The organism is Idiomarina loihiensis (genome assembly GCF_024584785.1).
GTDB classification, from domain to species: domain Bacteria; phylum Pseudomonadota; class Gammaproteobacteria; order Enterobacterales; family Alteromonadaceae; genus Pseudidiomarina; species Pseudidiomarina fusca.
Window position 1 is genome coordinate 1,975,010 of record NZ_CP074112.1, and the last position, 21,680, is coordinate 1,996,689.

The following is a 21,680-nucleotide window of genomic DNA, read 5'->3' on the forward strand; positions in this document are numbered from 1 at the left end:
TCACTCTCTTTCTTGTTTCTCTGTTGGTTGTTTCCAGCCTACGGCCACACCTGTGTCGTAGCGCAAATCTACATATGCTATTGGGGTTGCCCGTTGGCGCACAATCTGCGGAAATAAATCAATAAACCGCTGCACTCGTTCAACGATGGCTTCACGCCCCAGCCGGAGGGTAATACCCGCCAGCAAATCTACTTCTACCGAAAACCTTTCACTGAGCCGTAAGGCTGTTACTTGGTGACCATTAATCTTCAATAATTCATGCACTTGCTGATAATATTCAAGAGTCTCTAAAACAGCGTTCTCGGGCCCCTCAAAGTAAGGCAACAGCACTTCAATGCGGCTTACATCAGCCTCAAATACCCTGCCTTTGGTACTCACTAAGGCATTCGGGCGCTGCTTTGCATTCCAATACCCCAAGGGTTGCCGCTCGACAATAAACACTTGCAACACATCCGGCCATTCTTTGCGCACCGACGCCTGTTCTACCCACGGCATCTGCTCTAAGCGCTGCCGAATCTCGTTCACATCGGCGGAGAAAAAACTCCCCAGCGGTTCGCCCGTTAATAGGGCGCGCACATCGCTACGCTCCAAATACACCAACTCACCCTGCACCACCAGCTTGTTAATAGGTACTTGGTTGGCATCCATGGCCAGATAGTACAACCAAATAGCGCCAGCTAGGGTGGCCATGACTACGCTGGTAAAAAAGCTCAAGCCTAGCCAAAACTGCCAGCGGATTGCCGCCACCTTACACCTCGCTGTGTTGCAAAATGCTCAGCACCAGTTGCTCAAAACTCAGGCCCGTTGCTTTCGCTGCCATCGGCACCAAACTCTTGGTGGTCATGCCGGGCACCATGTTGGCCTCAAGTAGCTTGTAGTGACCTTGTGCGTCGCACATCACATCAATACGGCCCCAACCGCGCCCGCCAACGGCCTGAAACGCACTGTAAGCCAATTGGCCGAGAGCACGCTCTTCTAATTCGCATAACCCTGCGGGACAATGGTACTGGGTATCCGTAGCTTGGTACTTAGCCGCATAATCATAAAATTCGTGGGTGGTCTGGAGCCGAATCGCCGGCAACGCCGTATCACCCAAAATAGCTACGGTGTACTCTGGCCCAGCCAACCAAGCTTCTACCAAGGCTTCATCATCGTACTGATGAGCTTGGGCTAAGGCGTTCGTGAGTTCTGCCACTGAACTAGCAGAACCCATGCCAATGCTTGACCCTTCTTGGGCTGGTTTCACCATCACTTTGCCGCCCAACTCTTCCAATAACCCGGCGACGTCGACAGCCTGCTCACGACGTACCACGGCGCTTGCTGCTACTGGTAGTCCCGCACCTTGCCAGACGCGCTTGGTGCGTACTTTATCCATGGCTAGGGCGCAACCCAACACCCCGCTGCCAGTGTAGGGGATATTTAGATACTGCAGTGCACCTTGCACCGCACCATCTTCACCGCCACGCCCATGCAGCGCGATAAAAGCGCGCTGAAAGCCTTGGCTGACCAGTTCGGTGAGCGGCTGCTCAGCCGGATCGAAACCGTGCGCATCCACTCCTTGACTCTGCAACGCGGCTAACACGGCGGCTCCAGAACGCAACGACACCTCGCGCTCGGCTGAATGCCCACCCATCAATACCGCAACTTTACCAAACTGTTTCACCGTTTTAGGCTCCTTTATCCTGTGACTGCTGCTGTTCAGTAGCGGCTAGCTGGCGTAATGCGGCCGGCTGTAGTTGCGTCGCGGCCAAATCACGAGCAATGGCGCCGATATTACCGGCACCTTGAGCTAGCATTAAATCGCCCGGCTGCAAAATATCGGCCAACACTTGGTAGAGTTGAGTTCGATCGCCAACATAAATAGGTTCCATCTGCCCACGCGTCCGTAAGGCTCGTGCTAAGGCTTTGCTATCGGCGCCGTTGATGGTAGCCTCGCCAGCGCTATAAACGTCCAGTAATAGCAACACATCCACTTTCCCTAACACCTGCACAAAATCATCAAACAAATCCCGAGTACGAGAATAGCGATGGGGCTGAAACGCCATCACAATGCGCCGCTCAGGCCAACCGGCGCGGGCCGCTGCAATGGTGACCGCAACTTCAGATGGGTGGTGGCCGTAGTCATCTACCAGCAACACATCGCCTGCGCTTTCTGCCACCTCGAACTGGCCCAAATGCTGGAAGCGGCGGCCAATGCCGCCAAACTTGTTTAACGCGCTCACAATCGCACTGTCGGCAACCCCTTCATCGGTGGCCACGGCAATGGCTGCCAACGCATTCAAGGCGTTGTGCTGGCCTGGTAGATTCAGCCGAATCTGCAACGGCTGACGGCCGGCACGATGTACAGTAAATTCGGTTTGCCCGCCCTGCTGGCGATAATCGCTACCGCGCACATCAGCATCCTGGCTAAAGCCATAGGTAATCATATGGCGGCCTATTCTTGGCAGTAACTCACGTACCACAGGGTCGTCCACGCACATCACCGCGAGACCATAGAACGGCAGGTTGTGCAAAAATTCTACATAGGTATCCAACAGCTTATTAAAATCACCGCCATAGGTATCCATGTGGTCGGCTTCGATGTTGGTTACGACCGAGACCATCGGCTGCAAATGCAAGAACGAGGCATCAGATTCGTCGGCTTCAGCAATTAAGTATTTACTGGTGCCCAGTCGGGCATTGGTGCCAGCGCTGTTAAGCAAACCGCCAATAACAAAGGTTGGATCTAGCTCGGCCTCGGCAAAAATACTGGCAATTAAGCTGGTTGTGGTGGTTTTACCGTGGGTGCCAGCAATCGCGACGCCATGGCGAAACCGCATCAGCTCGGCGAGCATCTCGGCCCGTCGCACCTGTGGAATAAACTGCTGTTGCGCTGCCACTAACTCGGGGTTGCTCGCTGCTATAGCAGATGACACCACAATCACATCAGCGCCTTGCACATGCTCGGCGGCATGCCCCAGAAATACTTGCGCACCAAAGTGACGCAAGCGCTGGGTTACCGCATTTTCTGCTAAATCTGAGCCGGTGATTTGATAACCTTGGTGTAATAACACTTCGGCAATACCGCCCATACCCGCGCCACCGATACCAACAAAGTGGATGCGTTTGACCCGCCGCATGGCCGGCACCTTCACCTGTGCGGACGGGATGCTGTTAGCAGTTACTTGCTCTGTCATAACCTATTGCCTGCTGTTAATTGTTCTGGATTGGCCCAGCGTTCACACTGATTCACAACCGCTTCGGTTGCATCTACGCGGGCTAAGCTAGCTGCCTGTTGGCGCATCTGCTGACGCACCTCCGGTTGGCTAAGCAACTCTTCTAACAGAGCCACTAGCGGACTAACTTGCTGTAATTGGGGTTGCGGTAGCAACCTTGCTGCGCCTATGCTCACCAACTCATTGGCGTTCGCCGTTTGATGATCATCAACGGCATGGGGCAAGGGCACAAAAATCGCGGGTGTTGCTAGTACCGCAAGTTCAGCCACGGTCAAAGCGCCAGCACGACAAATCACCACCGCCGCCTGCTGGTAGGCGCTGTGCATATCTTCAATGAATTCTTGTACTTGCACCTCGGCTAGCGGCAACGCCTGATAGGCCTGCTGCACCGCCGCCGTTTGCTGCGCGCCGCACTGATGCTGTACCTGCAGTTGCTGCAATAGCGCTACTGGTAACTGCGCTAGCGCTGCCGGCACACTTTGGTTCAGCGCTTGAGCGCCCAGACTGCCGCCCACGATCAGTAATCGCAACGGTTGTTCGGTTGGGTTGGCACTTGCGTGGGGCTGCGCCCACTGGGCCCGCAATGGGTTGCCAGTAACCTCGGCCCCCGGAAGTTGCTGTTTCGCAGCAGCAAAGCCCACCATCACATGTTGTGCCATCCGCGCCAGTAATTTGTTGGTGAGTCCGGCCACGGCATTCTGTTCATGCACCAGTAAAGGAATACCCAAACTGCGTGCAGCCACACCGGCTGGCCCACACACGTACCCACCAAAGGTAAGTAACAACTGGCTTTGATGCTTGCGCAACAGTTTGCGACTTTGCCGTACCGCTTTAAACAAGCGCCATGGCGTCATCAGTTTGCGTAGCAAGCCATGCCCGCGCATGCCTTGCATATCAATTTGCTCTAGGGTGAACCCAGCCGCAGGAACAACTTTGGCCTCAAGCCGCTGTTCTGTGGTGCCCAACCACACCACTTGCCAGCCGTAACTACGCAGCTTTTCTGCAACAGCGAGGGCCGGAAACACGTGACCACCGGTACCGGCAGCAGCAATCATCACTTTGTTCATGCTTGGCCTCCTAGTTTAGTGTTAACTCGCCGTGGTGCCACTTTGATTTGGCTGACCCGATATTCGTAATCAATTCGCATCAACAAGCCCAGCGCTACGCAGCTGATCAATAGACTGGTACCACCGTAACTGACCAAAGGTAAGGTTAAGCCCTTGGTGGGCAACAGACCGGCCGCCGCACCAATGTTAACCATCGCCTGAAAGGCAAACCAGATACCGATGCCGTAAGCGACAAAACCGCCAAACTGCTGATTCACTTGTAATGCGGCGCGACCTAGCTGCAACGCACGTAACACCAGCGCAAAGGCCAACACCAAAATCACCAGAATACCGATAAAGCCAAGCTCTTCGCCGACCACGGCCATAATAAAATCGGTATGGGCCTCGGGCAGATATTGTAACTTTTGAATGCTATTGCCCAAGCCTTGGCCAAACCAGTCACCACGACCAAAGGCCATCAAAGATTGAGTTAACTGATAGCCGCTACCAAAGGGGTCCTGCCACGGATCTAAAAAGCTCACGATGCGCCGCATTCGATACGGCGTTTGAATGATCAGCAAGGTGATCACCACGGCAAAGGTGATCAAGATGGCGAAGAACTGCCACAACCTGGCGCCAGCTAAAAATAGCATGCCCACCACAATCGCAGTCATCACTACCAAGGAACCAAAGTCTGGCTGCATCAGCAACAAACCTGCAAACAACGCCAGCACGATCAATGGCTTAATAAAACCACGTAAGTTTTCTTGCACCTGATCCACACGTCGGGTCAGGTAACTTGCGATATAGAGCACAAAAAATAGCTTGGCGATTTCGGCTACCTGCAAGGTTAGCGGGCCGATTTTAATCCAGCGTTTGGCGCCATTTACTTCGTGCCCAATTACGCTAACTAACACCAGCAGGGCCATGGCTAACAACAACAGTAAACCACTGCCGTTATACCACCAGCGCACCGGCACTTGCACACAGACCACCAATAAGGCCAAGCCTAACAGCACGTAAATGGCGTGGCGCGTTACAAAATGAAACGGATTACCAGTAAGCCGTTCGCCAACCGGAAACGACGCTGAGCTCACCATCACTAAGCCGATGGCGATGAGGCAGAACGCCAGCCATAACAGCACTCGGTCGTACAATACCGTCGGCTGTGGCAACCACCATTGCCAGGCTCGTTGCGCCCATTGCCGCCATACCGCTTCAGCGCGGTCGGGCATGGGTAGCTCGAGTTGTTGTTCAGTGCGTGCTGGAGTGTCAGCCATAATAGGCCTCCACGGCGGCACGGAACATATCACCGCGTTGCTGATAATTGTTGAACATATCTAAACTGGCACATGCAGGCGATAACAGCACCATGCTGCCAGGCGTTGCCAAGGAGGCAGCCACGGCCACCGCTTGGGTTAAATCTTTGACCCGCTCAGCATGGTCTACTTGTTGCGCGATGCGCTCGGCATCTTTGCCTAGCACGATTAGGTGATCTACTTGCGCTAAAGCAGGTTTGAAGGCACTAAAATCGGCGCCTTTGCCATCCCCGCCGGCGATCAAAATCAGCTTACCACTGACACTGGCGCGCAGGCCCTGAATAGCCGCCTCGGCAGCCCCAATGTTAGTGGCTTTTGAGTCATTCACCCAGCGCACACCCTGCTGTTCAGCTACCAGTTCACAGCGATGGGCGAGGCCACGGAACTGCTTCACCGTCGCTAACGCTGCCGTTGGTTTTACCCCAACCAGCTCGGCCAAGGCCAAAGCCGCTTGCACATTCAGCAAATTATGAATGCCGCTTAAGGCCAATTCATGGGCTGCCACTAACGGTTTGCCTTGATACGCCAGCCACAAGCCATCCGCTTGGCGCAGCAAACCAAACTGCGCATGGGTTAGATCGCCAATGCCATCGGCTAAGCCCGTGTCGGCCCCAAAAGTACGTTGACGACTAGGCGGGATATACACGGGCGCCGTGAGTTCTTGCTCACGATTCCATACCGCGACGTCTGCATTTAAGTAGATGCGTTGTTTAGCATGGGAATAGTCGTGTAGGTTGTGGTACCTATCCATATGGTCGTCGCTGACATTGAGGATGGTAGCGCCGCGTAACGGCAACTGTTGCATCAACTCTAACTGAAAGCTGGACAGCTCTAGCACATAAATGTTGGCTGGTTGTGCCAGCAAATCCAATACCGGAATACCAATATTACCGCCCATGGCGACGGCCATGCCTTGCTCCGCCAAAATATCATGCAGCAACTGGGTAACGGTCGATTTTCCATTAGAGCCAGTAATGCCTAACATTACCGGGGCAGCGTCTGGTGCGGCAGCCCAATGCAGCGCCAACAAATCCATGTCACCGATGATTGGAATGGCTGCATCTGCGGCTAATTGCAGTACCGGCGTACGCAAATCAATACCGGGGCTGACAATCAGTAAATCCATGCCCAAGATATGTTCCACCTGCAGCGGCCCAGTATGTAATTCTAAAGGAGCTGGCGTGGGTGGTAACTGGGCCACGCCGGGTGGTTGTTCACGAGTATCGAACAGCACCGGTTGAACGCCCTGACTTAGCAAGTAACGCACCACCGACAGCCCGGTTTGGCCGAGGCCAACCACTGCGATGTTTTGATACTTATCTAAACTTGCTAAGTGCATGAATATTTCCTAAGTTGTGCGTAATAACTGCTGCTGGCTAGTGGCTCTAAGCCCCCTAAGCCCCATTAACGGAGCTTTAAGGTCGCCAAGCCAATCAACACAAAAACCAACGATAAAATCCAAAAACGAACAATCACCCGCGGCTCTGGCCAACCTTTGAGCTCATAGTGATGATGAATAGGTGCCATCCGGAATACCCGCTTACCACGCAGCTTGTAGCTACCTACCTGCAACATCACAGAGACGGTTTCCATCACAAACACCCCACCCATGATAAGCAGCACCAACTCTTGGCGTACTAACACGGCAATGACGCCCAAGGCAGCACCTAACGCCAGCGAGCCCACGTCACCCATAAACACCATGGCGGGATAAGTGTTAAACCATAAGAAGCCAAGCCCGGCACCAAAAATGGCGGTACAAACAATCAGTAACTCGCCCGACAGTGGTAAGAAAGGAATATTCAAATAAGCTGCAAAGTTGGCGTTACCTGAGGCGTAAGCGAAAATCCCCAGTGCCCCAGCCACCATGATGGTAGGCACAATAGCAAGACCATCAAGACCATCGGTAAGGTTAACCGCATTGCTCGTACCGACTATCACAAAGTACGCCAACAACACGTACAGCAACCCTAATTGCGGCATGACATCTTTAAAGAAAGGCACCAACAGTTGGGTTTCAGCACCCAATGTAGCATGGGCATAAAGCACCACAGCCGCGACTGTAGCGATGAGCGATTGCCAAAAATACTTCCATTTAGCCGGCAGCCCACGTGAGTTTTTCTGCACCACTTTGCGGTAGTCATCAACAAAGCCAACCAAGCCAAAGCCTAGCACCACGCCCAACACCACTTGCACGTAGCGATTACTGAGGTCTGCCCACAATAACGTTGAAACCACAATAGAGGCGATAATCAGCACCCCGCCCATGGTTGGGGTACCGGTTTTACTCAAATGTGATTGCGGACCATCATCACGTACCGCTTGCCCTACTTGCAGCCGCTGCAACGCGCGAATCAGCGCCGGCCCCATCCACAACGAGATCAGTAACGCGGTAAGCACGCTCAAAATGGCGCGCATGGTTAAATACGAGAACACGTTAAAGAAGGTCGCGTATTGGGTTAGGTATTCAGCAAGCCACACTAGCATGCAGATGATTCCTCTTGATTATCGCTTGAGCTCGGCGCCAGCTGAGTTTGTAGCGCTTGGATAACTTTCTCCATGCGCGCACTGCGCGAGCCTTTAACTAAAATGGTTAGGGGCTGAGTCTGCTCTGCCGCAATCACCTCAAGTAAGGCGTTAATAACCTCGTTATGAGTGGAAAAATGACGACCACCACGGCCATTGAACAGGCTACTGGCACTTTGACTAAGCACGCCCACAGTGAACAATTTGTCGATTCCTGCCGTAATTGCGTAGGCCCCAATTTCTTCATGGTACTGGCGTGCTTGTTGACCAAGCTCACCCATATCGCCTAACACCATCACCCGTTGGCCCGGGTACACGGCGAGCATATCTAACGCAGCTTTGACTGAGCCCACATTGGCGTTGTAACTGTCATCAATCAGTTGCAACTGTGGGTTCACCGGGATGACTTGCAGGCGCCCGGCAACCGCTTGCTGTTGCCCTAAGGCGGCTTGCACATCAGCCAGCGCACAACCTACCTCAAGCGCGGCCCGGATGGCTACCAGTGCATTGTCAACGTTATGTAAACCTGGCAAGTTCAGCTGAATACGAGCACTCGCTTGGCCTAACTGGCGACAAGTCAGGGTAAAAGCAGCACAACCACGGCTATCTAACTCGATGTCCGTAGCTACCACATCGGGGCCCTGTTGGGCAGTGGCGTGCTCCGCACGGCCAAAGGTTTCGTGCCGACGGTCGGCCAATTGTTGCGCCCAGCCCTCGGCAAATTCAGAATGATACGGCGTAAGCGCTAAGCCATCTGCAGCTAAACCGCGAAAGATCTCAGATTTAGCCACGTAGACACCATGAATACCGCCAAAACCTTCCACATGGGCCGGTGCTACGTTATTGATGATGGCTACATCAGGTTGGGTTAAGCCAACGGTGTAGGCAATTTCGCCCTGATGATTCGCACCTAGTTCGATCACCGCAAATTGGTGCTCTGGTTCTAATCGCAACAGCGTTAGTGGCGCCCCGATGTCGTTGTTGAAGTTGCCCGCGGTAGCTAGCACTTTGCCACGTTGTGCCAAGATCGCTGCTAGCATCTCTTTGACGGTGGTTTTGCCACTGCTGCCGGTAATAGCGATGGTTTTGGGTGCGACTGCGGCTTTGACCGCGGCCCCCAATTGGCCGAGCGCATAGCGTGTATCGCTGACGACAATTTGCGGCACCGGCAAGGGTTGGCCATCAGAGCTTTGCAACGGATGGTCTACCAGCACGGCTACTGCGCCAGCGGCGATGGCTTGCTCCACCAGCTGGTGGGCATCAAAATTGGGGCCCTTCAAGGCAATAAATAAGCTCCCCGGCGCTAAGGTACGGGTGTCTGTACTTACTTGATCTAGTTCTAAGTGGCCGTTGCTGGTATCACCTACCAGCTCGCCCGCTACCGCAGCCTTGAGCCAAGCTAGATTCACTCGAATCATGCCAACACCTCCGCCACCCAAGCGCGTTCGTTGTATGGCAAATATTCACGGCCAATGATTTGATAATCCTCATGACCTTTACCAGCCACCAGAATCACGTCATCGGCACCGGCTTGGGCAATGGTTGTTGCCACCGCTTCAGCTCGGCCCATCAATACCTGCACCCGCTGTTGGCGCGGCATGCCAGCTAAAATATCTTGTACAATTTGGGCGGGGTCTTCGGTGCGTGGATTATCATCGGTCACCACCACGCGGTCGGCAAATTCAGCAGCAACGGCACCCATTTGTGGGCGCTTACCGCGGTCGCGATCACCACCACAGCCAAACACACACCACAGCTGTCCCCGACAGTGACGGCGCAAGGCTGTCAGCACTTGCTGTAACGCATCTGGTGTATGAGCGTAATCGACAATCACCAAGGGTTTACCTTGGCTACCACCAAAGACTTCCATCCGGCCCGGCACCGCGTGTAAGCCAGCACATGCCTTAGCGATGGCGCTGAGGTCATGGCCGAGGCTAGCCACCGCGGCCATGGCTGCTAGTAGGTTGTAAACATTAAAATGTCCTAGTAACGGGGATTGCACCGGTAGACTGACGACCTCGGTCGTGCCAGGTAACCGTGCTTGTACAGTAAAATCGGTGCCAGCCTGAGCATAACCAATCTGGGTTGCCCATAGACTGCGTTCAGCGCTTTGAGGATTTAAACTGAAGCGCCAGCTATCTTGGCGATCAGGCAACCATGCCGCCACCGCGGCATCATCAGCATTTAATACCGCATGGCGGGTATCTAGTTCGGTAAATAAGCGCCGCTTAGCTCCAGCGTAATTGCTCATGGTGCCATGATAATCAAGATGATCGCGACTGATATTGGTGGCTACGCCTACCGCAAACTGAATCGCCTCAACGCGACATTGCACCAAAGCATGAGAGGATACTTCCATCGCCACCGCTTGCGCACCTTCAGCTTGCAACACCCGCAACCGTTGCTGTACCGCAATCGCATCGGGGGTGGTGTGCGTTTCTGGCAACAGTTTGCCACTAAAGCCACTGCCGGTGGTACCAATCACCCCACAGCGTACACCCAGCGCATCTAGCAGCTGCGCCACTAAGTAGGTGACCGAGGTTTTACCATTGGTTCCGGTCACCCCGACCACTTGCAGGTGCTGAGCAGGCTCGCCAAAAAAGCGCGCCGCAATAAAAGAGAGCTGATTCTTTAGACCAGGCACTTCGATCACCCAGGCGCGCCCACGCGGTTGCATCCCTACCGACTCAGACTCGGTGAGCACGACCACGGCGCCCGCCTCAATAGCAGCATCGATATAATCACGCCCATCAACTTGATAACCCGGCACCGCAACAAAGGCATCGCCACTGGCTACTTGTCGCGAGTCTAGCTTTAACCCGCCAATCTGCAAGGCTGGCAAGGGCAATGGATAATTTGGCAATAAGCTGACTAACTCAATCATTAGTTACTCCTTGCTCGCAAGAATTCAGGCACGTCCACCCACCCAGCGGCCTTCAATTGGGTATCTTGTAAATGATCCGGAGTGATGTTCAGCATCCGTAACGCATCGCCGACAATCTCCGCAAACACCGGGGCAGATACTTGGCTACCGTAATACTCATCGCCACTAGGTTCGTTAATAGTCACGACGACGGCTAAGCGTGGATTGCTGACCGGCGCGACCCCAGCAAACAGCGTCACGTATTCATCGCCATAACCGCCCGCCACGGCTTTCCGAGTAGTCCCGGTTTTACCGGCCACGCGATAGCCTCTCACCCGAGCACGTTCACCAGAACCGTTGGCTACCACACTTTCAAGCATGGCTAACACCGTATCAGCGGTTTCTTTACTGATCACTTGTTCGCCTACGGGCGTACCTTCGCGTCGCTGAATGGTGAGCGGATAGCGCACGCCGCCATTACCGATAATGGCGTACATTTGTGCCAGCTGTAGGGTGGTCACGGTCAAGCCATAGCCGTAGGACAAGGTTGCCACTTCAAAATCCGACCAACGCTGGCGGCCTTGCAATACCCCAAAGCTCTCACCCAACATGGCGACCCCAGTATCGTTACCAAACCCAACCGCGGCATAAGTATCAAGCATGTTGTCGATACCTGTTTGCAGAGCAATTTTGGCGGTACCTACGTTGCTTGAGGTTTCTAAAATTTCAGTAATGGTTAACGGCCCACGATTTTTCGGGTCGCTTACACGGCGGCCACCAATGCGCAACCAGCCGGGGCTGGTGTCAATCACTTGATTAGGTTTAATCACCCCATGTTCGAGTGCCGCAATCACTGCTAAGGGCTTCACCGTTGAGCCTGGTTCGTAGGCATCGGTGATAGCACGGTTACGCAACCTATGTGGTTGCGCATCGGCACGGTTATTCGGGTTGTAGGACGGGCTGTTGACCATAGCGAGAACTTCGCCGGTTGTTATATCCAGAATCACCGCAGATCCCGAAGTGGCTTGGTGATAGCGCACGGCCTTTTTAACTTCGGCGTAAGCCAATGCTTGTAAGCGTTGGTCAATACTTAGGGTGAGTTGCTGGGGTTGTTGCGCAGCGGTAACGCTAATTTCTTCAACAACCCGTCCTGCTGCATCCTTGCGATACAAACGTTCACCAGGCACGCCGGTAAGCACCTGATTGTAAATAGCCTCTAAACCTTCAATGCCCAGCCCATCGATGTCCGTAAAGCCAACCACATGGGCGGCAATTTCGCCAGCGGGATAAAAGCGCCGTGATTCAGTTTTAAGATAAACTCCGGGGATGCCTAACTGTCTGACAAACTCAGCTACGCCGGGCGTAACTTTGCGCTCTAAGTAGACAAAACGGCGGTTCGGATCAGCGACCTTAGCCATCAAACTATCAGCATCGGTACGAAAAACTTCGGCTAACGCTAACCAACGCTCGCGGTTATCTAGGCCATGCCCCTCGTGCACGCGTTGGGGGTCTGCCCACACGGTTTGCACCGGCACGCTCACGGCTAGTTCGCGGCCATTGCGATCCATGATTGAACCCCGTTGCACCGTGGTGGTATCAGCCCGCAATGAGCGCCGATCGCCTTCAAAAATTAACCGTTCAGGTTCTACCACCTGAATGTAAGCGGCGCGCGCCACCAAACTGCCAAACACCAGTACCACAACCAATAAGGCAAAGTAAAAGCGCCCCGTACTTAAATGGGGTTGCGCTTTTTTCAGCACACGCCGATTGCCTTTCGAGGTTAATGCCATGGTACTAGCACCTCCTCATCTGCTTGTGGACGCACCATTTCTAGCTGTTGCACGGCAATTCGCTCCACCCGACTGTGCTCAGTTAGGGTGTTTTGTTCAATCTGTAAATGGCGCCATTCAATATCTATTTGATCACGCTCAGAGAGCAGTTGGTCGCGCTCGGTAACCAGTAAACGATGGCCGTGGGCGACATAAATTACTGCTAATGCGCTAGCTACAAGCGCTAAAAACAGCAACACCAGCAACAAGTGCTGGCGCAAATCATCCACAATAACCATCGATAAAGCTGGTACCCGGCTAGCTTTCATAATCTAACCTCGCGGCAATACGAAGCACTGAACTCCGTGCTCTGGGGTTGGCTTTGATTTCTGCGGCCGAAGGCTTGATGGCTTTACCTACCAAGCGTAAGGTTTGGCCGCGATCAAAATCGGCATCCCGAATAGGTAGGTTGGCAGGAATCGCTTTGCCTTGAGCTTGGGCCCGCATAAACCGCTTCACCAACCGGTCTTCTAAACTATGAAAACTGATCACAGCCAAGCGACCATCAACTTTTAAGCCACCTACAGCCGCAGTAAGCGCTTGCTCAATTTCGTCGAGTTCGCCGTTAATATGAATTCGTATGCCCTGGAAACTGCGTGTTGCCGGGTGCTTATGTTTGTCTTTAAAAGGAACCGCGGCGGCGATCAGTTCTGCTAGTTCGCGCGTGGTGGTTAAGGGCTGCTGCTCGCGTTGTTTCACGATCGCTTGGGCAATGCGCCAGGCAAATCGTTCTTCGCCATATTCGCGCAGCACAAAAGCGATCTCATCGGCACTAGCCGCTGCCAAAAATTCAGCTGCGGTGGTGCCTTGGGTGGTATCCATGCGCATATCTAATGGCCCTTCGCGCATAAAGCTAAAGCCACGTTCAGCGTCATCTAATTGTGGGGAAGACACGCCTAAATCGAATAAAATACCGTCGAGCTGCCCACGCAATTGCTGCGCATCTAGCACCTCGCTAAGCTGTGAGAATGGGGTGTGGATAATGGTAAAGCGCGGATCTTGTTGTAACGCAGCCGCAGCGGCAATCGCAGTGGGGTCGCGGTCGAGGGCGAAGAGCCGGCCGTTACTGTTTAATTGAGCCAGAATTGCACGCGAATGCCCGCCTCGCCCGAAGGTGGCATCTAAATAGGTTCCGTCTGGTTTGATGGCAAGAGCATCGAGAGACTCTTGTAACAACACCGAGACGTGTTGTGCAGCTTCTGTTGTCATTATAATGAGAAGTCTTGTAGTCGATCGTTCAGAATGATGTCGTCTTGTTGCTCGGCTTGCATATCTGCCGCTATTTGCTCTTGCCACGCAGCCTCAGACCAAAGTTCAAACTTATTGAGCTGACCAATAATCATGATCTTTTTACTCAGATCCGCATGTTGACGCAGGGTTGGTGCAATCAAAATACGGCCGTTTTTATCCATTTGGCAATCTTCGGCATGGCCCAGCAATAGCCGCTGGAGACGACGCTCGGCGGGGTTCATGTTAGATAGAGTCGTAAGCTTCTGTTCAATCAACTGCCACTGTGGCAACGGATACAACAACAAACAGGGTTGCTTAATATCGATGGTGCAAACCATTTGCCCGTCGCAATCCAACAGCAGGCTCTTGCGATACTTTGCTGGTATCGCCAGTCGGCCTTTGTCATCTAGACTGAGTGCTGCTGCGCCACGAAACATGATAAATGATCCACTTTTTCCCACAAATCCCCACAATGTGACAGTCTAGGTGCCGATCTTTCTACCTGTCAAGGGAAATTACAGAGTTTTAACCCCTGCGCCAGGGGTTGACGCTTGGCAGTTTGCATAGCATCATGCAAAAATCCTATATAGTTCAGCGCATAACAATTAGAATATGCTGGCTTAAATCCTTATGAAGCAGATAGACCTTGTGAATTACCCAGATCGGCTCAGTGTGCAGTCTGAGCGTTGGCGATTATTGCGGTATTTGGTAGTGGTGCTCTTTATTGCATCCGCTCTGCTTTATGCTGTCTATTTGGTGGTTGATAGCGAGCGCCAGCAACAACTTGAAGTAGAAAAGCGCCGCGCCGCTGAACATTTAAGTAGTATGCGCGGGCAAATCGAACAACGCCTACAAGCCAATATCCTCGCACTACGCGCCTTACGCCCCGAAATCCTCTGGCAAGACACGCCAGACCGGGTGCGAGTACAGCGCATCATGGATGAGTTTTTAGGATCCGACCTAGATATCATGCATCTCGCCTTGGCGCCGGACTTAACCGTACGCTTTATTTATCCCGTTGAAGGTAACCAAAGTCTGCTTGGTTTTAATTATCGCCTCGCCACCGAGCAATACAGCGGTATTTTGCGCGCTATCGCAGCTAAAGATATGGTGGTATCAGGGCCGTTACAGCTGGTGCAAGGACAATCGGCGCTGCTGGCACGTATGCCTATTTTTCATGACGACCGCCGCTTATGGGGCGTTGCTACGTTAGCTATTGATCACAATCACCTGCTTGAACAAGTAGAGTTCTATCGGCATCCTAACTACGAATTTGCCCTGCGCCATCTCAATCTGGCTAGCTTAGACCAAGATGTCGCGCAAGAACCGGCGTTTGCCGGCAATAACGATGTCTTTACCAACGATCCTATTCTTACTGAAGTACAGTTTCCGCGTGGGCGCTGGCAGTTAGCGGCGTTTCCACGAGATGGCAGTTGGGTTGCTACCAATGTCGATTTTTGGCTGCACTGGGCGATTGGGATTGGCTTAACCGCAGTGATTTTGATGGCCTTTTTAATGTTGGTGTTCACCCAGCATCGATTACGCGGCGCCATTACTACCATTGCCTATCAAGCCAGGTACGATGGCTTAACCGATTTACCAAATCGTAATTTCTTTCAAGAACAGCTAGGCGCAGCAGTTCGCTCAGCACTGCGCCATGAACAGAAATTTGCGCTATTGGTGCTAGATTTAGACCATCTGCGTGAAATCAATGACGTGCTCGGGCATGACGTAGGTAACGCCCTACTACAACGAGTGGCAGAGCGGATTCGTACCAGTATTCGTGAAGACGATTTATTGGCGCGTATTGGTGGCGATGAATTTGCGATTGTACTGCGAGACTTAAACGACCCCAGCGAAGCTGAAATTCGTGCCACCGCCATCATGAATGATTTGCTGCACACCTTGGATATTGAGCACAATCACATCAACATGACCACCAGCACCGGTATCGCCATGTTCCCGCACGATGGCCAAGAAGTGCAGCAGCTGATTAAACATGCTGAACTCGCCATGTATGCGGCCAAGCAAGCGGGCGCCATGAGTGTGCACTTTTTTGATGAACAACTACGGCAAAGTACCGAACGCGATATTAATCTGCATCACCAAATCATCAAAGGCATCGAAGCGGAACAGTTTGAGGTGCATTATCAGCCCGTGATTGAAACCGAAACCGGCTTGTTGACCCGCTGTGAAGCTTTGATTCGTTGGACCCATCCGGAACGCGGCGCCATATCACCGGCTGAGTTTATTCCAATTGCCGAAAAGACCGGTGCCATCATTGGTCTTGGTGCGTTTGTGCTGAGCCAAGTACTCCGCGACTGGAAGAAAATGCATGCCGCCGGTTTAGATTTGTCTATTGCACTGAACCGCTCGCCGCGTGAATTTAACGACCGCCAAGCGGCTAGCCATTGGCTCAACATGATTGCCGCAGCGGATGTGCCTACCAACCGGCTGATGTTTGAGATCACTGAATCTATGTTGATGCGCAACAAAGAGCGACAGTTTGCCAACTTGCGGAAGTTACGTGATGCCGGCGTAAGCTTGGCCATCGACGACTTCGGCACCGGTTATTCCAGCTTAAACTATTTGCGTTCGTACCCAATTGATGTGATTAAAATCGACCGTAGTTTCTTGCATAGCGTGCCCGAACAAAGCCAACAGACGGCCTTAGTAGAGGTGTTGATAAGAATTGCGCACACCTTGAATATGAAGGTGGTTGCTGAAGGGGTTGAAACGGCTGAGCAAGTGGGCTTTTTACAACGCCAGCGCTGCCATTTACAGCAAGGCTTTTTCTATGGTCGCGCGATGCCGCTCAACCAGTTCATTACCTTTACCCAGAATTTTAACCGCGACGTGCTTAACCGCAATGCTGAAACCAGCGCGGAGAATGAGGTGGGAGCCAGCCGATAAGCCGGGTTCTGTCGAGGACAATCATTCGTCTAGCCACTGAGTCACCTCAGCGTTCAAGCAGTCTACCCGGGTTCAACGCGGGCCGCGCCAATGAACCCCTATTTGACCTTGCTCCGGGTGGAGTTTACCGTGCCACGAACTGTTACCAGCCGCGCGGTGCGCTCTTACCGCACCCTTTCACCCTTACCTGATCCTGCCTTAGCAGGCCATCGGCGGTTTGCTCTCTGTTGCACTAGTCGTCGGCTTGCGCCGCCCAGGCGTTACCTGGCACCCTGCCCTATGGAGCCCGGACTTTCCTCCCCCTGTATGTAAACACACAGGCAGCGATTGTCTGGCTGACTCCCGGCGGGCATTCTACTGGTTATCTTGCTCGAGCGCCAGCTGATACAAATTGTTTTTGCGCGCGCCATGAATTTCTGCTGCTAAGGCGGCGGCTTTCTTCAGCGGTAGGTGCTCTCGCAACAGGGTTAACGTACGCAGCGCCTGCGGCGTAACATCCTCCTCGGCTACGGCGGCTGCACCAGCCAAGACCAACACCATCTCACCGCGCTGTTGGTTACTATCAGCCAGTACTTGCGCCTGCACCTCTGCAATACTGCCGTGCAAGTAGGTCTCGAAGGTTTTGGTGAGCTCGCGGCCCAATACCAACTGCCGATCAGCGCCAAATTCACTGACAAAATCAGCCAAACAATCGACAATTCGGTGCGGTGACTCGTAGAACACCAAGGTGCGAGTGTCGCTTAGGAGCCCTTGCAAACGCTTTCGGCGTTGCTGTGGCTTGGCTGGTAAAAAACCTTCAAACGCAAATCGATCTGTGGGCAGTCCCGCCGCTGACAGGGCAGTCACAAAAGCACAGGCACCGGGTAGCGCCACTACCTTGATACCGGCAGCGCGACATTGTTGCACTAGGACATAGCCAGGATCACTAATTAACGGGGTTCCGGCATCGCTGATCAAGGCAATCGACTGGCCTTGTAATAGCCGTTCTACCACCTGTTCCGCTCGTTGGCGTTCGTTATGCTCATGCAAGGCAAACAACTCATTGCGAATCCCTAAGTGCTGCAGTAATTGCCCACTATGACGGGTATCTTCGGCGGCAATGGCGTCTACTGCACGCAAGGTTTGCACACTGCGCTCAGTGATATCGGCTAAATTACCAATAGGTGTTGGTACTATGTATAAACAGCCGTTACTGTCACTCATGTAAACCCCTTGTAAATTACTCTTAGCGTAGGCGAAGGATGGATGTTGTAAGTTGTACCAGCAAGCCCCTCGGTTTATAGTAGAGGCCATTTAAGATATCAGCTAAAGGACGCTATTGTGCCAAAGAAGTTACTCCTGTGCATGGTTATTATTGGCTTAACTGCCTGTGCCAGTGGTCCATCACCTAGCACCAGCGATAGCACTGTGCCTATATCATCGACTCCAGTGCTGCAGGATATTCCGTCGGCAGCCAATCGCAGTGCGGCAGAATGGTTAGAACGCGCTGCTGCCAGTAGCGGTAGCGAGCGCTCCGATGCCCTGTTACAGGCGGCGTTGCAATTGCAAAAAGACGATGCTTGGCAAGCTAGTGCCGCAGTTATTGCTCAGCTGCAACGGTATCAGTCAGAGTTATCCCTTAGCGCGCCACAACAACGCTTCCTAACCTTGTTAGAAGCTCGTTTTGCTGCCCATCAACAACGCTGGCCTTACGTTGATGCCTTGCTGAAGCCCCTATTACAGCCACGGCAAACAACCGACTATAGGATGCAAACCTTAGAGCTGGCATTAACGAGCGCCATTGCCCAGCGCCGCTGGGTGATTGCCGCCGAGTTACAATTACAATTATTAGAGCAGCCGCAATACCAAGCCAGTGCCGGACAGATCTGGGCAGTGCTGCAACATTTACCTGAACCCGCCGCGATTCAGCCACCAGCTAGTGGTTTTCGTAATAAAGTCACGGCCGGTTGGTTACGCTTAGTGCAGCATATTCACGCCAGTGCCATCGATGTCAATGACACTAGTGATGAGACCGGTAGCCAAGTCTCTTTGTTGACCCATTTACAGCAATGGCAAACAGAGTTTGCTGATCACCCAGCTACGGCGGTTGCGAACGAATTAATGAGCGATTATCAGGCGGGTCTGCAACGGGCGAACTTGGGCCAGCAACAAGCTATAGTGCTGTTGCCGTTAAGCGGACAATATCGTAGCCAAGGGCAAGCGGTACGCGATGGGATCGTGAAAGCCTTAGCCGCGCAGCCGCAGCTGTCGGCGCGCTTTATTGACAGCAATGGTTTTGATTTTGCGACTTTACCGGGGCTGTTAGAAACCAGCCAAACCGACCTCATTATTGGGCCCCTGTTAAAAGACAAAGTGGCGGAAATGAGTAAGCTAGAGCTGCCTAAACAGCTACGCTGGCTTACCCTGAACGAACTTGAACAAGGCCTGGATAACCGTTTGCCAGGACAAAGCTTTTTTGCCTTAGATACAGAAACAGAAGTGCGCCAAGCAGCCGCACATATTGCCGCCCAAGGCTTTAAGCAGCCGTTGGTGTTGGCGCCGGCCACAAATCGCGGCGAGCAACTGGCGAATGAATTCGCTCAAGCTTGGCTGGAGGCTCAGCCTGACCAAGTAGAGGCCGGCCAAGGTCGCTACACCAACACGGAAGAAATGAAAACAGCGGTACAAGACCAATTAGGCGTCACCACCAGTGAAGCGCGCATTTGGCAAGTGAAAATTGCCGCAGGTAAAATCATCGTCGATAGCCAATACCGCAGCCGCGCCGATATTGATGCCATCTACTTGGTGGGTGGGATTGAACAAACGCGCTTGTTAAAGCCCTTTATTGATGTGAATATTTCGCCCTTTATGCAGGCGATTCCTGTGTATGCTAACTCTTCTAGCCACACCTTAAATAACGATTTGAGTGAAAACGACCTCAACGGCGTGCATTTTACCGACGCAGAATGGTTGATTCCTGGGCATGCCCAGCAACAACAGCTACAGCAGCTGCTCAGCCAACGTTCTGATTGGGGCTATAGTCACGCTCGTCTTGCGGCGTTTGGCCACGATGCGGTGCTATTGGCGCAGCAATTAAGCCTATTACAACGAGTACCTGGACTATCTCTTACTGGTTTAACCGGACGCTTGCATATCGACCAAGGTCGCGTACAACGCGATTTGGCTTGGGCCAGCTACCAAGGCCATGAGGTGATTGCCGATAACGACTAACAGCGCTGTGGCGCTAAGGACAAGGAATGTCAAAACAACAAGATGGCGGTTTAGGGGAGGCTCTGGCGCTTGAATATTTGGAGGGTCAAGGCTTACACTTGGTCACCAAGAATTTTCGTTGTGAGATGGGCGAAATTGACCTCATTTTAAAAGAGGGCAAGACTTTTGTGTTCGTAGAAGTTAAAGTTCGCGCAGACGAAACTTTTGCTTCTGTATTGGAACAAATAAAGCCCCAGCAATGTCAACGAATACGACGCTGCGCGCAGTTTTTTTTAATCACCGAAGGGTTAAACGAACATTATACGTCGATGCGTTTTGATGTGGTTGCACTAGTAAGCGATTACAACTCAATGCAATGGCTACCCGATGCTTTTTAAGAGGCTTACATGGATCCCATGCAAGAGCAGATAAAGACCTTATTTACCGAAGGTATTCAGACCCAAATAGCGGCCGCAGATCAGTTGCAAGAGCCGTTGCAGCGCGCTGCTGAATTGCTGGTGGCCACCTTGCTTAGCGGCCAGAAAATCTATTGCTGCGGTGAGGGTATGGCCCATGCCACCTCACGGCATTTTGCCCACATTATGCTCACCGGCTTGAGTTTTGAGCGGCCGCCGTTTCCTGTTACCAGCCTGCATGCAGATTTTGGTGCGAATGATCATCAAGCGGTATTTGCGCAGCAATTACAGGCAGTTGGCCAAGCCAATGATGTGGTGCTGGTGCTTAGTGCTGGCGCTCGCGCACCGCGTACCGCTCGTGCGCTAGAAGCAGCCCTCGGACGTAACATGCTGATTGTAGCTATTACGCAAGAGGGCGATCATGACATTGCTGGGTTATTAGGCCCCGACGACGTGGAAATCAGAATACCCACGACGAATATCGCTCGGGCGAGTGAACACTTATTACAAACCGTAAATATGCTTTGCAGTTTAGTTGAACATCAAATTTTTCCACAGGAGATGGATGAATGAAGCGCTATCAAGCACTCTTAGCAGCTGCCACCTGCAGCATCATGTTGAGCGGTTGTGCCGCAGCCTTAGTTGGCGCCACCGCGGTAGGTATTTCAGCCGCTACGGATAGTCGTAGCTTAGGTACGCAGTTGGACGATCAAACCATCGAACTGCGAGTGATTCGTAAGCTCAAAGGTGATAGCCGTTTGGATGACACGCGCATTCAGGTAGTGGCGTTTAATCGTTCGGTGCTGTTGTTAGGCCAAGTCAGCGATAGCTCTTTGTATGATTTAGTCAATCATTTAGTGCGCAACACCGAGGGTGTTAGCAAGGTCCATAATGAATTACGTATTGCGCCTGTTATCGATGTGGCACAAATCAGTAAAGACACTTGGATCACCAGTAAAATTAAGGCACAGTTAGTTGCTGATGAGAACGTGAAAGCAGTGCACATTAAAGTAATCACAGAGAACAATGAAGTGGCGTTGATGGGTTTAGTTAGCCCAGAACAAGCTCGCCAAGCCATTGATATTGCCCGCAACGTTAGCGGAGTGACGCAGGTCATTGACGCTTTTCAATAAG

18 protein-coding genes, 1 other RNA gene and 1 pseudogene are annotated in these 21,680 nt (G+C 52.6%); 5 read left to right on the top strand and 15 right to left on the bottom strand.

Features of this window, described 5'->3' with window-relative positions; all coding sequences use genetic code 11:
* The 13 genes from KGF88_RS09450 to mraZ all read right to left on the bottom strand — a co-directional run bounded on the left by KGF88_RS09450 (nucleotide 1) and on the right by mraZ (nucleotide 14,465).
* The gene (locus tag KGF88_RS09450) at nucleotides 1-747 is read right to left on the bottom strand and encodes a cell division protein FtsQ/DivIB (RefSeq protein WP_257119922.1); all 747 of its coding nucleotides are present in this window, start codon (nucleotides 745-747) and stop codon (nucleotides 1-3) included.
* Between the two features lies 1 nt (nucleotide 748).
* A complete protein-coding gene (locus KGF88_RS09455; RefSeq protein WP_162014528.1) occupies nucleotides 749-1,663 on the bottom strand; it encodes a D-alanine--D-alanine ligase in 915 nt (304 codons plus the stop codon).
* Nucleotides 1,664-1,667: 4 nt separating this feature from the next.
* On the bottom strand, nucleotides 1,668-3,176 hold the full coding sequence (gene murC / locus KGF88_RS09460) for a UDP-N-acetylmuramate--L-alanine ligase (protein WP_153826426.1): 1,509 nt from the start codon (nucleotides 3,174-3,176) through the stop codon (nucleotides 1,668-1,670).
* Nucleotides 3,173-4,282, bottom strand: coding sequence for an undecaprenyldiphospho-muramoylpentapeptide beta-N-acetylglucosaminyltransferase (murG, locus tag KGF88_RS09465; RefSeq protein ID WP_153826427.1), 1,110 nt, complete (start codon nucleotides 4,280-4,282; stop codon nucleotides 3,173-3,175). Before murG ends, murC begins: the two co-directional genes overlap by 4 nt.
* On the bottom strand, nucleotides 4,279-5,541 hold the full coding sequence (gene ftsW, locus KGF88_RS09470; RefSeq protein ID WP_194928192.1) for a cell division protein FtsW: 1,263 nt from the start codon (nucleotides 5,539-5,541) through the stop codon (nucleotides 4,279-4,281). The genes murG and ftsW overlap by 4 nt, the downstream gene beginning before the upstream one ends.
* Nucleotides 5,534-6,919 carry a UDP-N-acetylmuramoyl-L-alanine--D-glutamate ligase gene (gene murD / locus KGF88_RS09475; RefSeq protein WP_153826428.1) on the bottom strand — a complete coding sequence of 462 codons (1,386 nt, stop codon included), beginning with the start codon at nucleotides 6,917-6,919 and terminating at the stop codon, nucleotides 5,534-5,536. Before murD ends, ftsW begins: the two co-directional genes overlap by 8 nt.
* Nucleotides 6,920-6,984: 65 nt before the next feature.
* Nucleotides 6,985-8,067, bottom strand: a complete 1,083-nt coding sequence (mraY, locus tag KGF88_RS09480) for a phospho-N-acetylmuramoyl-pentapeptide-transferase (RefSeq protein WP_110075954.1) — start codon at nucleotides 8,065-8,067, stop codon at nucleotides 6,985-6,987.
* Nucleotides 8,061-9,524: a UDP-N-acetylmuramoyl-tripeptide--D-alanyl-D-alanine ligase gene (locus KGF88_RS09485; protein ID WP_153826429.1), complete on the bottom strand. Its 1,464-nt coding sequence runs from the start codon at nucleotides 9,522-9,524 to the stop codon at nucleotides 8,061-8,063. The genes mraY and KGF88_RS09485 overlap by 7 nt, the downstream gene beginning before the upstream one ends.
* Nucleotides 9,521-10,990 carry a UDP-N-acetylmuramoyl-L-alanyl-D-glutamate--2,6-diaminopimelate ligase gene (gene murE / locus KGF88_RS09490; protein WP_153826430.1) on the bottom strand — a complete coding sequence of 490 codons (1,470 nt, stop codon included), beginning with the start codon at nucleotides 10,988-10,990 and terminating at the stop codon, nucleotides 9,521-9,523. The genes KGF88_RS09485 and murE overlap by 4 nt, the downstream gene beginning before the upstream one ends.
* Nucleotides 10,990-12,759: a peptidoglycan D,D-transpeptidase FtsI family protein gene (locus KGF88_RS09495; RefSeq protein ID WP_153826431.1), complete on the bottom strand. Its 1,770-nt coding sequence runs from the start codon at nucleotides 12,757-12,759 to the stop codon at nucleotides 10,990-10,992. The genes murE and KGF88_RS09495 overlap by 1 nt, the downstream gene beginning before the upstream one ends.
* Nucleotides 12,750-13,067, bottom strand: coding sequence for a cell division protein FtsL (ftsL, locus tag KGF88_RS09500; protein ID WP_110075958.1), 318 nt, complete (start codon nucleotides 13,065-13,067; stop codon nucleotides 12,750-12,752). The genes KGF88_RS09495 and ftsL overlap by 10 nt, the downstream gene beginning before the upstream one ends.
* Nucleotides 13,057-14,007, bottom strand: coding sequence for a 16S rRNA (cytosine(1402)-N(4))-methyltransferase RsmH (gene rsmH, locus KGF88_RS09505; RefSeq protein ID WP_110075959.1), 951 nt, complete (start codon nucleotides 14,005-14,007; stop codon nucleotides 13,057-13,059). The genes ftsL and rsmH overlap by 11 nt, the downstream gene beginning before the upstream one ends.
* Nucleotides 14,007-14,465: a division/cell wall cluster transcriptional repressor MraZ gene (gene mraZ, locus KGF88_RS09510; RefSeq protein ID WP_110075960.1), complete on the bottom strand. Its 459-nt coding sequence runs from the start codon at nucleotides 14,463-14,465 to the stop codon at nucleotides 14,007-14,009. The genes rsmH and mraZ overlap by 1 nt, the downstream gene beginning before the upstream one ends.
* Nucleotides 14,466-14,997: 532 nt before the next feature.
* On the opposite strand from mraZ, the pseudogene KGF88_RS13935 reads away from it, so the two are divergent.
* Nucleotides 14,998-16,821 (top strand): annotated as a pseudogene (locus tag KGF88_RS13935) (putative bifunctional diguanylate cyclase/phosphodiesterase); the annotation flags it as partial.
* 101 nt (nucleotides 16,822-16,922) lie between these two features.
* Here KGF88_RS13935 and rnpB read toward each other — a convergent pair.
* Nucleotides 16,923-17,284: RNase P RNA component class A (gene rnpB, locus KGF88_RS09520), an RNA gene on the bottom strand.
* Nucleotides 17,285-17,295: 11 nt separating this feature from the next.
* Nucleotides 17,296-18,144 carry a 16S rRNA (cytidine(1402)-2'-O)-methyltransferase gene (gene rsmI / locus KGF88_RS09525; RefSeq protein ID WP_153826433.1) on the bottom strand — a complete coding sequence of 283 codons (849 nt, stop codon included), beginning with the start codon at nucleotides 18,142-18,144 and terminating at the stop codon, nucleotides 17,296-17,298.
* A 117-nt stretch (nucleotides 18,145-18,261) separates the two neighbouring features.
* Between rsmI and KGF88_RS09530 the strand changes: the two genes are divergently transcribed.
* The 4 genes from KGF88_RS09530 to dolP are packed head-to-tail and all read left to right on the top strand — an operon-like array spanning nucleotide 18,262 to nucleotide 21,679.
* Nucleotides 18,262-20,151 (top strand): penicillin-binding protein activator, encoded by a 1,890-nt coding sequence (locus KGF88_RS09530; protein ID WP_153826434.1) that lies wholly within the window; start codon nucleotides 18,262-18,264, stop codon nucleotides 20,149-20,151.
* 26 nt (nucleotides 20,152-20,177) lie between these two features.
* Nucleotides 20,178-20,528: a YraN family protein gene (locus KGF88_RS09535; RefSeq protein WP_153826435.1), complete on the top strand. Its 351-nt coding sequence runs from the start codon at nucleotides 20,178-20,180 to the stop codon at nucleotides 20,526-20,528.
* Nucleotides 20,529-20,537: 9 nt separating this feature from the next.
* Nucleotides 20,538-21,119: an SIS domain-containing protein gene (locus tag KGF88_RS09540; protein WP_228759495.1), complete on the top strand. Its 582-nt coding sequence runs from the start codon at nucleotides 20,538-20,540 to the stop codon at nucleotides 21,117-21,119.
* Complete coding sequence (gene dolP / locus KGF88_RS09545) at nucleotides 21,116-21,679, top strand: division/outer membrane stress-associated lipid-binding lipoprotein (protein ID WP_110075965.1); 564 nt, start codon at nucleotides 21,116-21,118, stop codon at nucleotides 21,677-21,679. The genes KGF88_RS09540 and dolP overlap by 4 nt, the downstream gene beginning before the upstream one ends.
* Nucleotide 21,680: the final 1 nt, after the last annotated feature.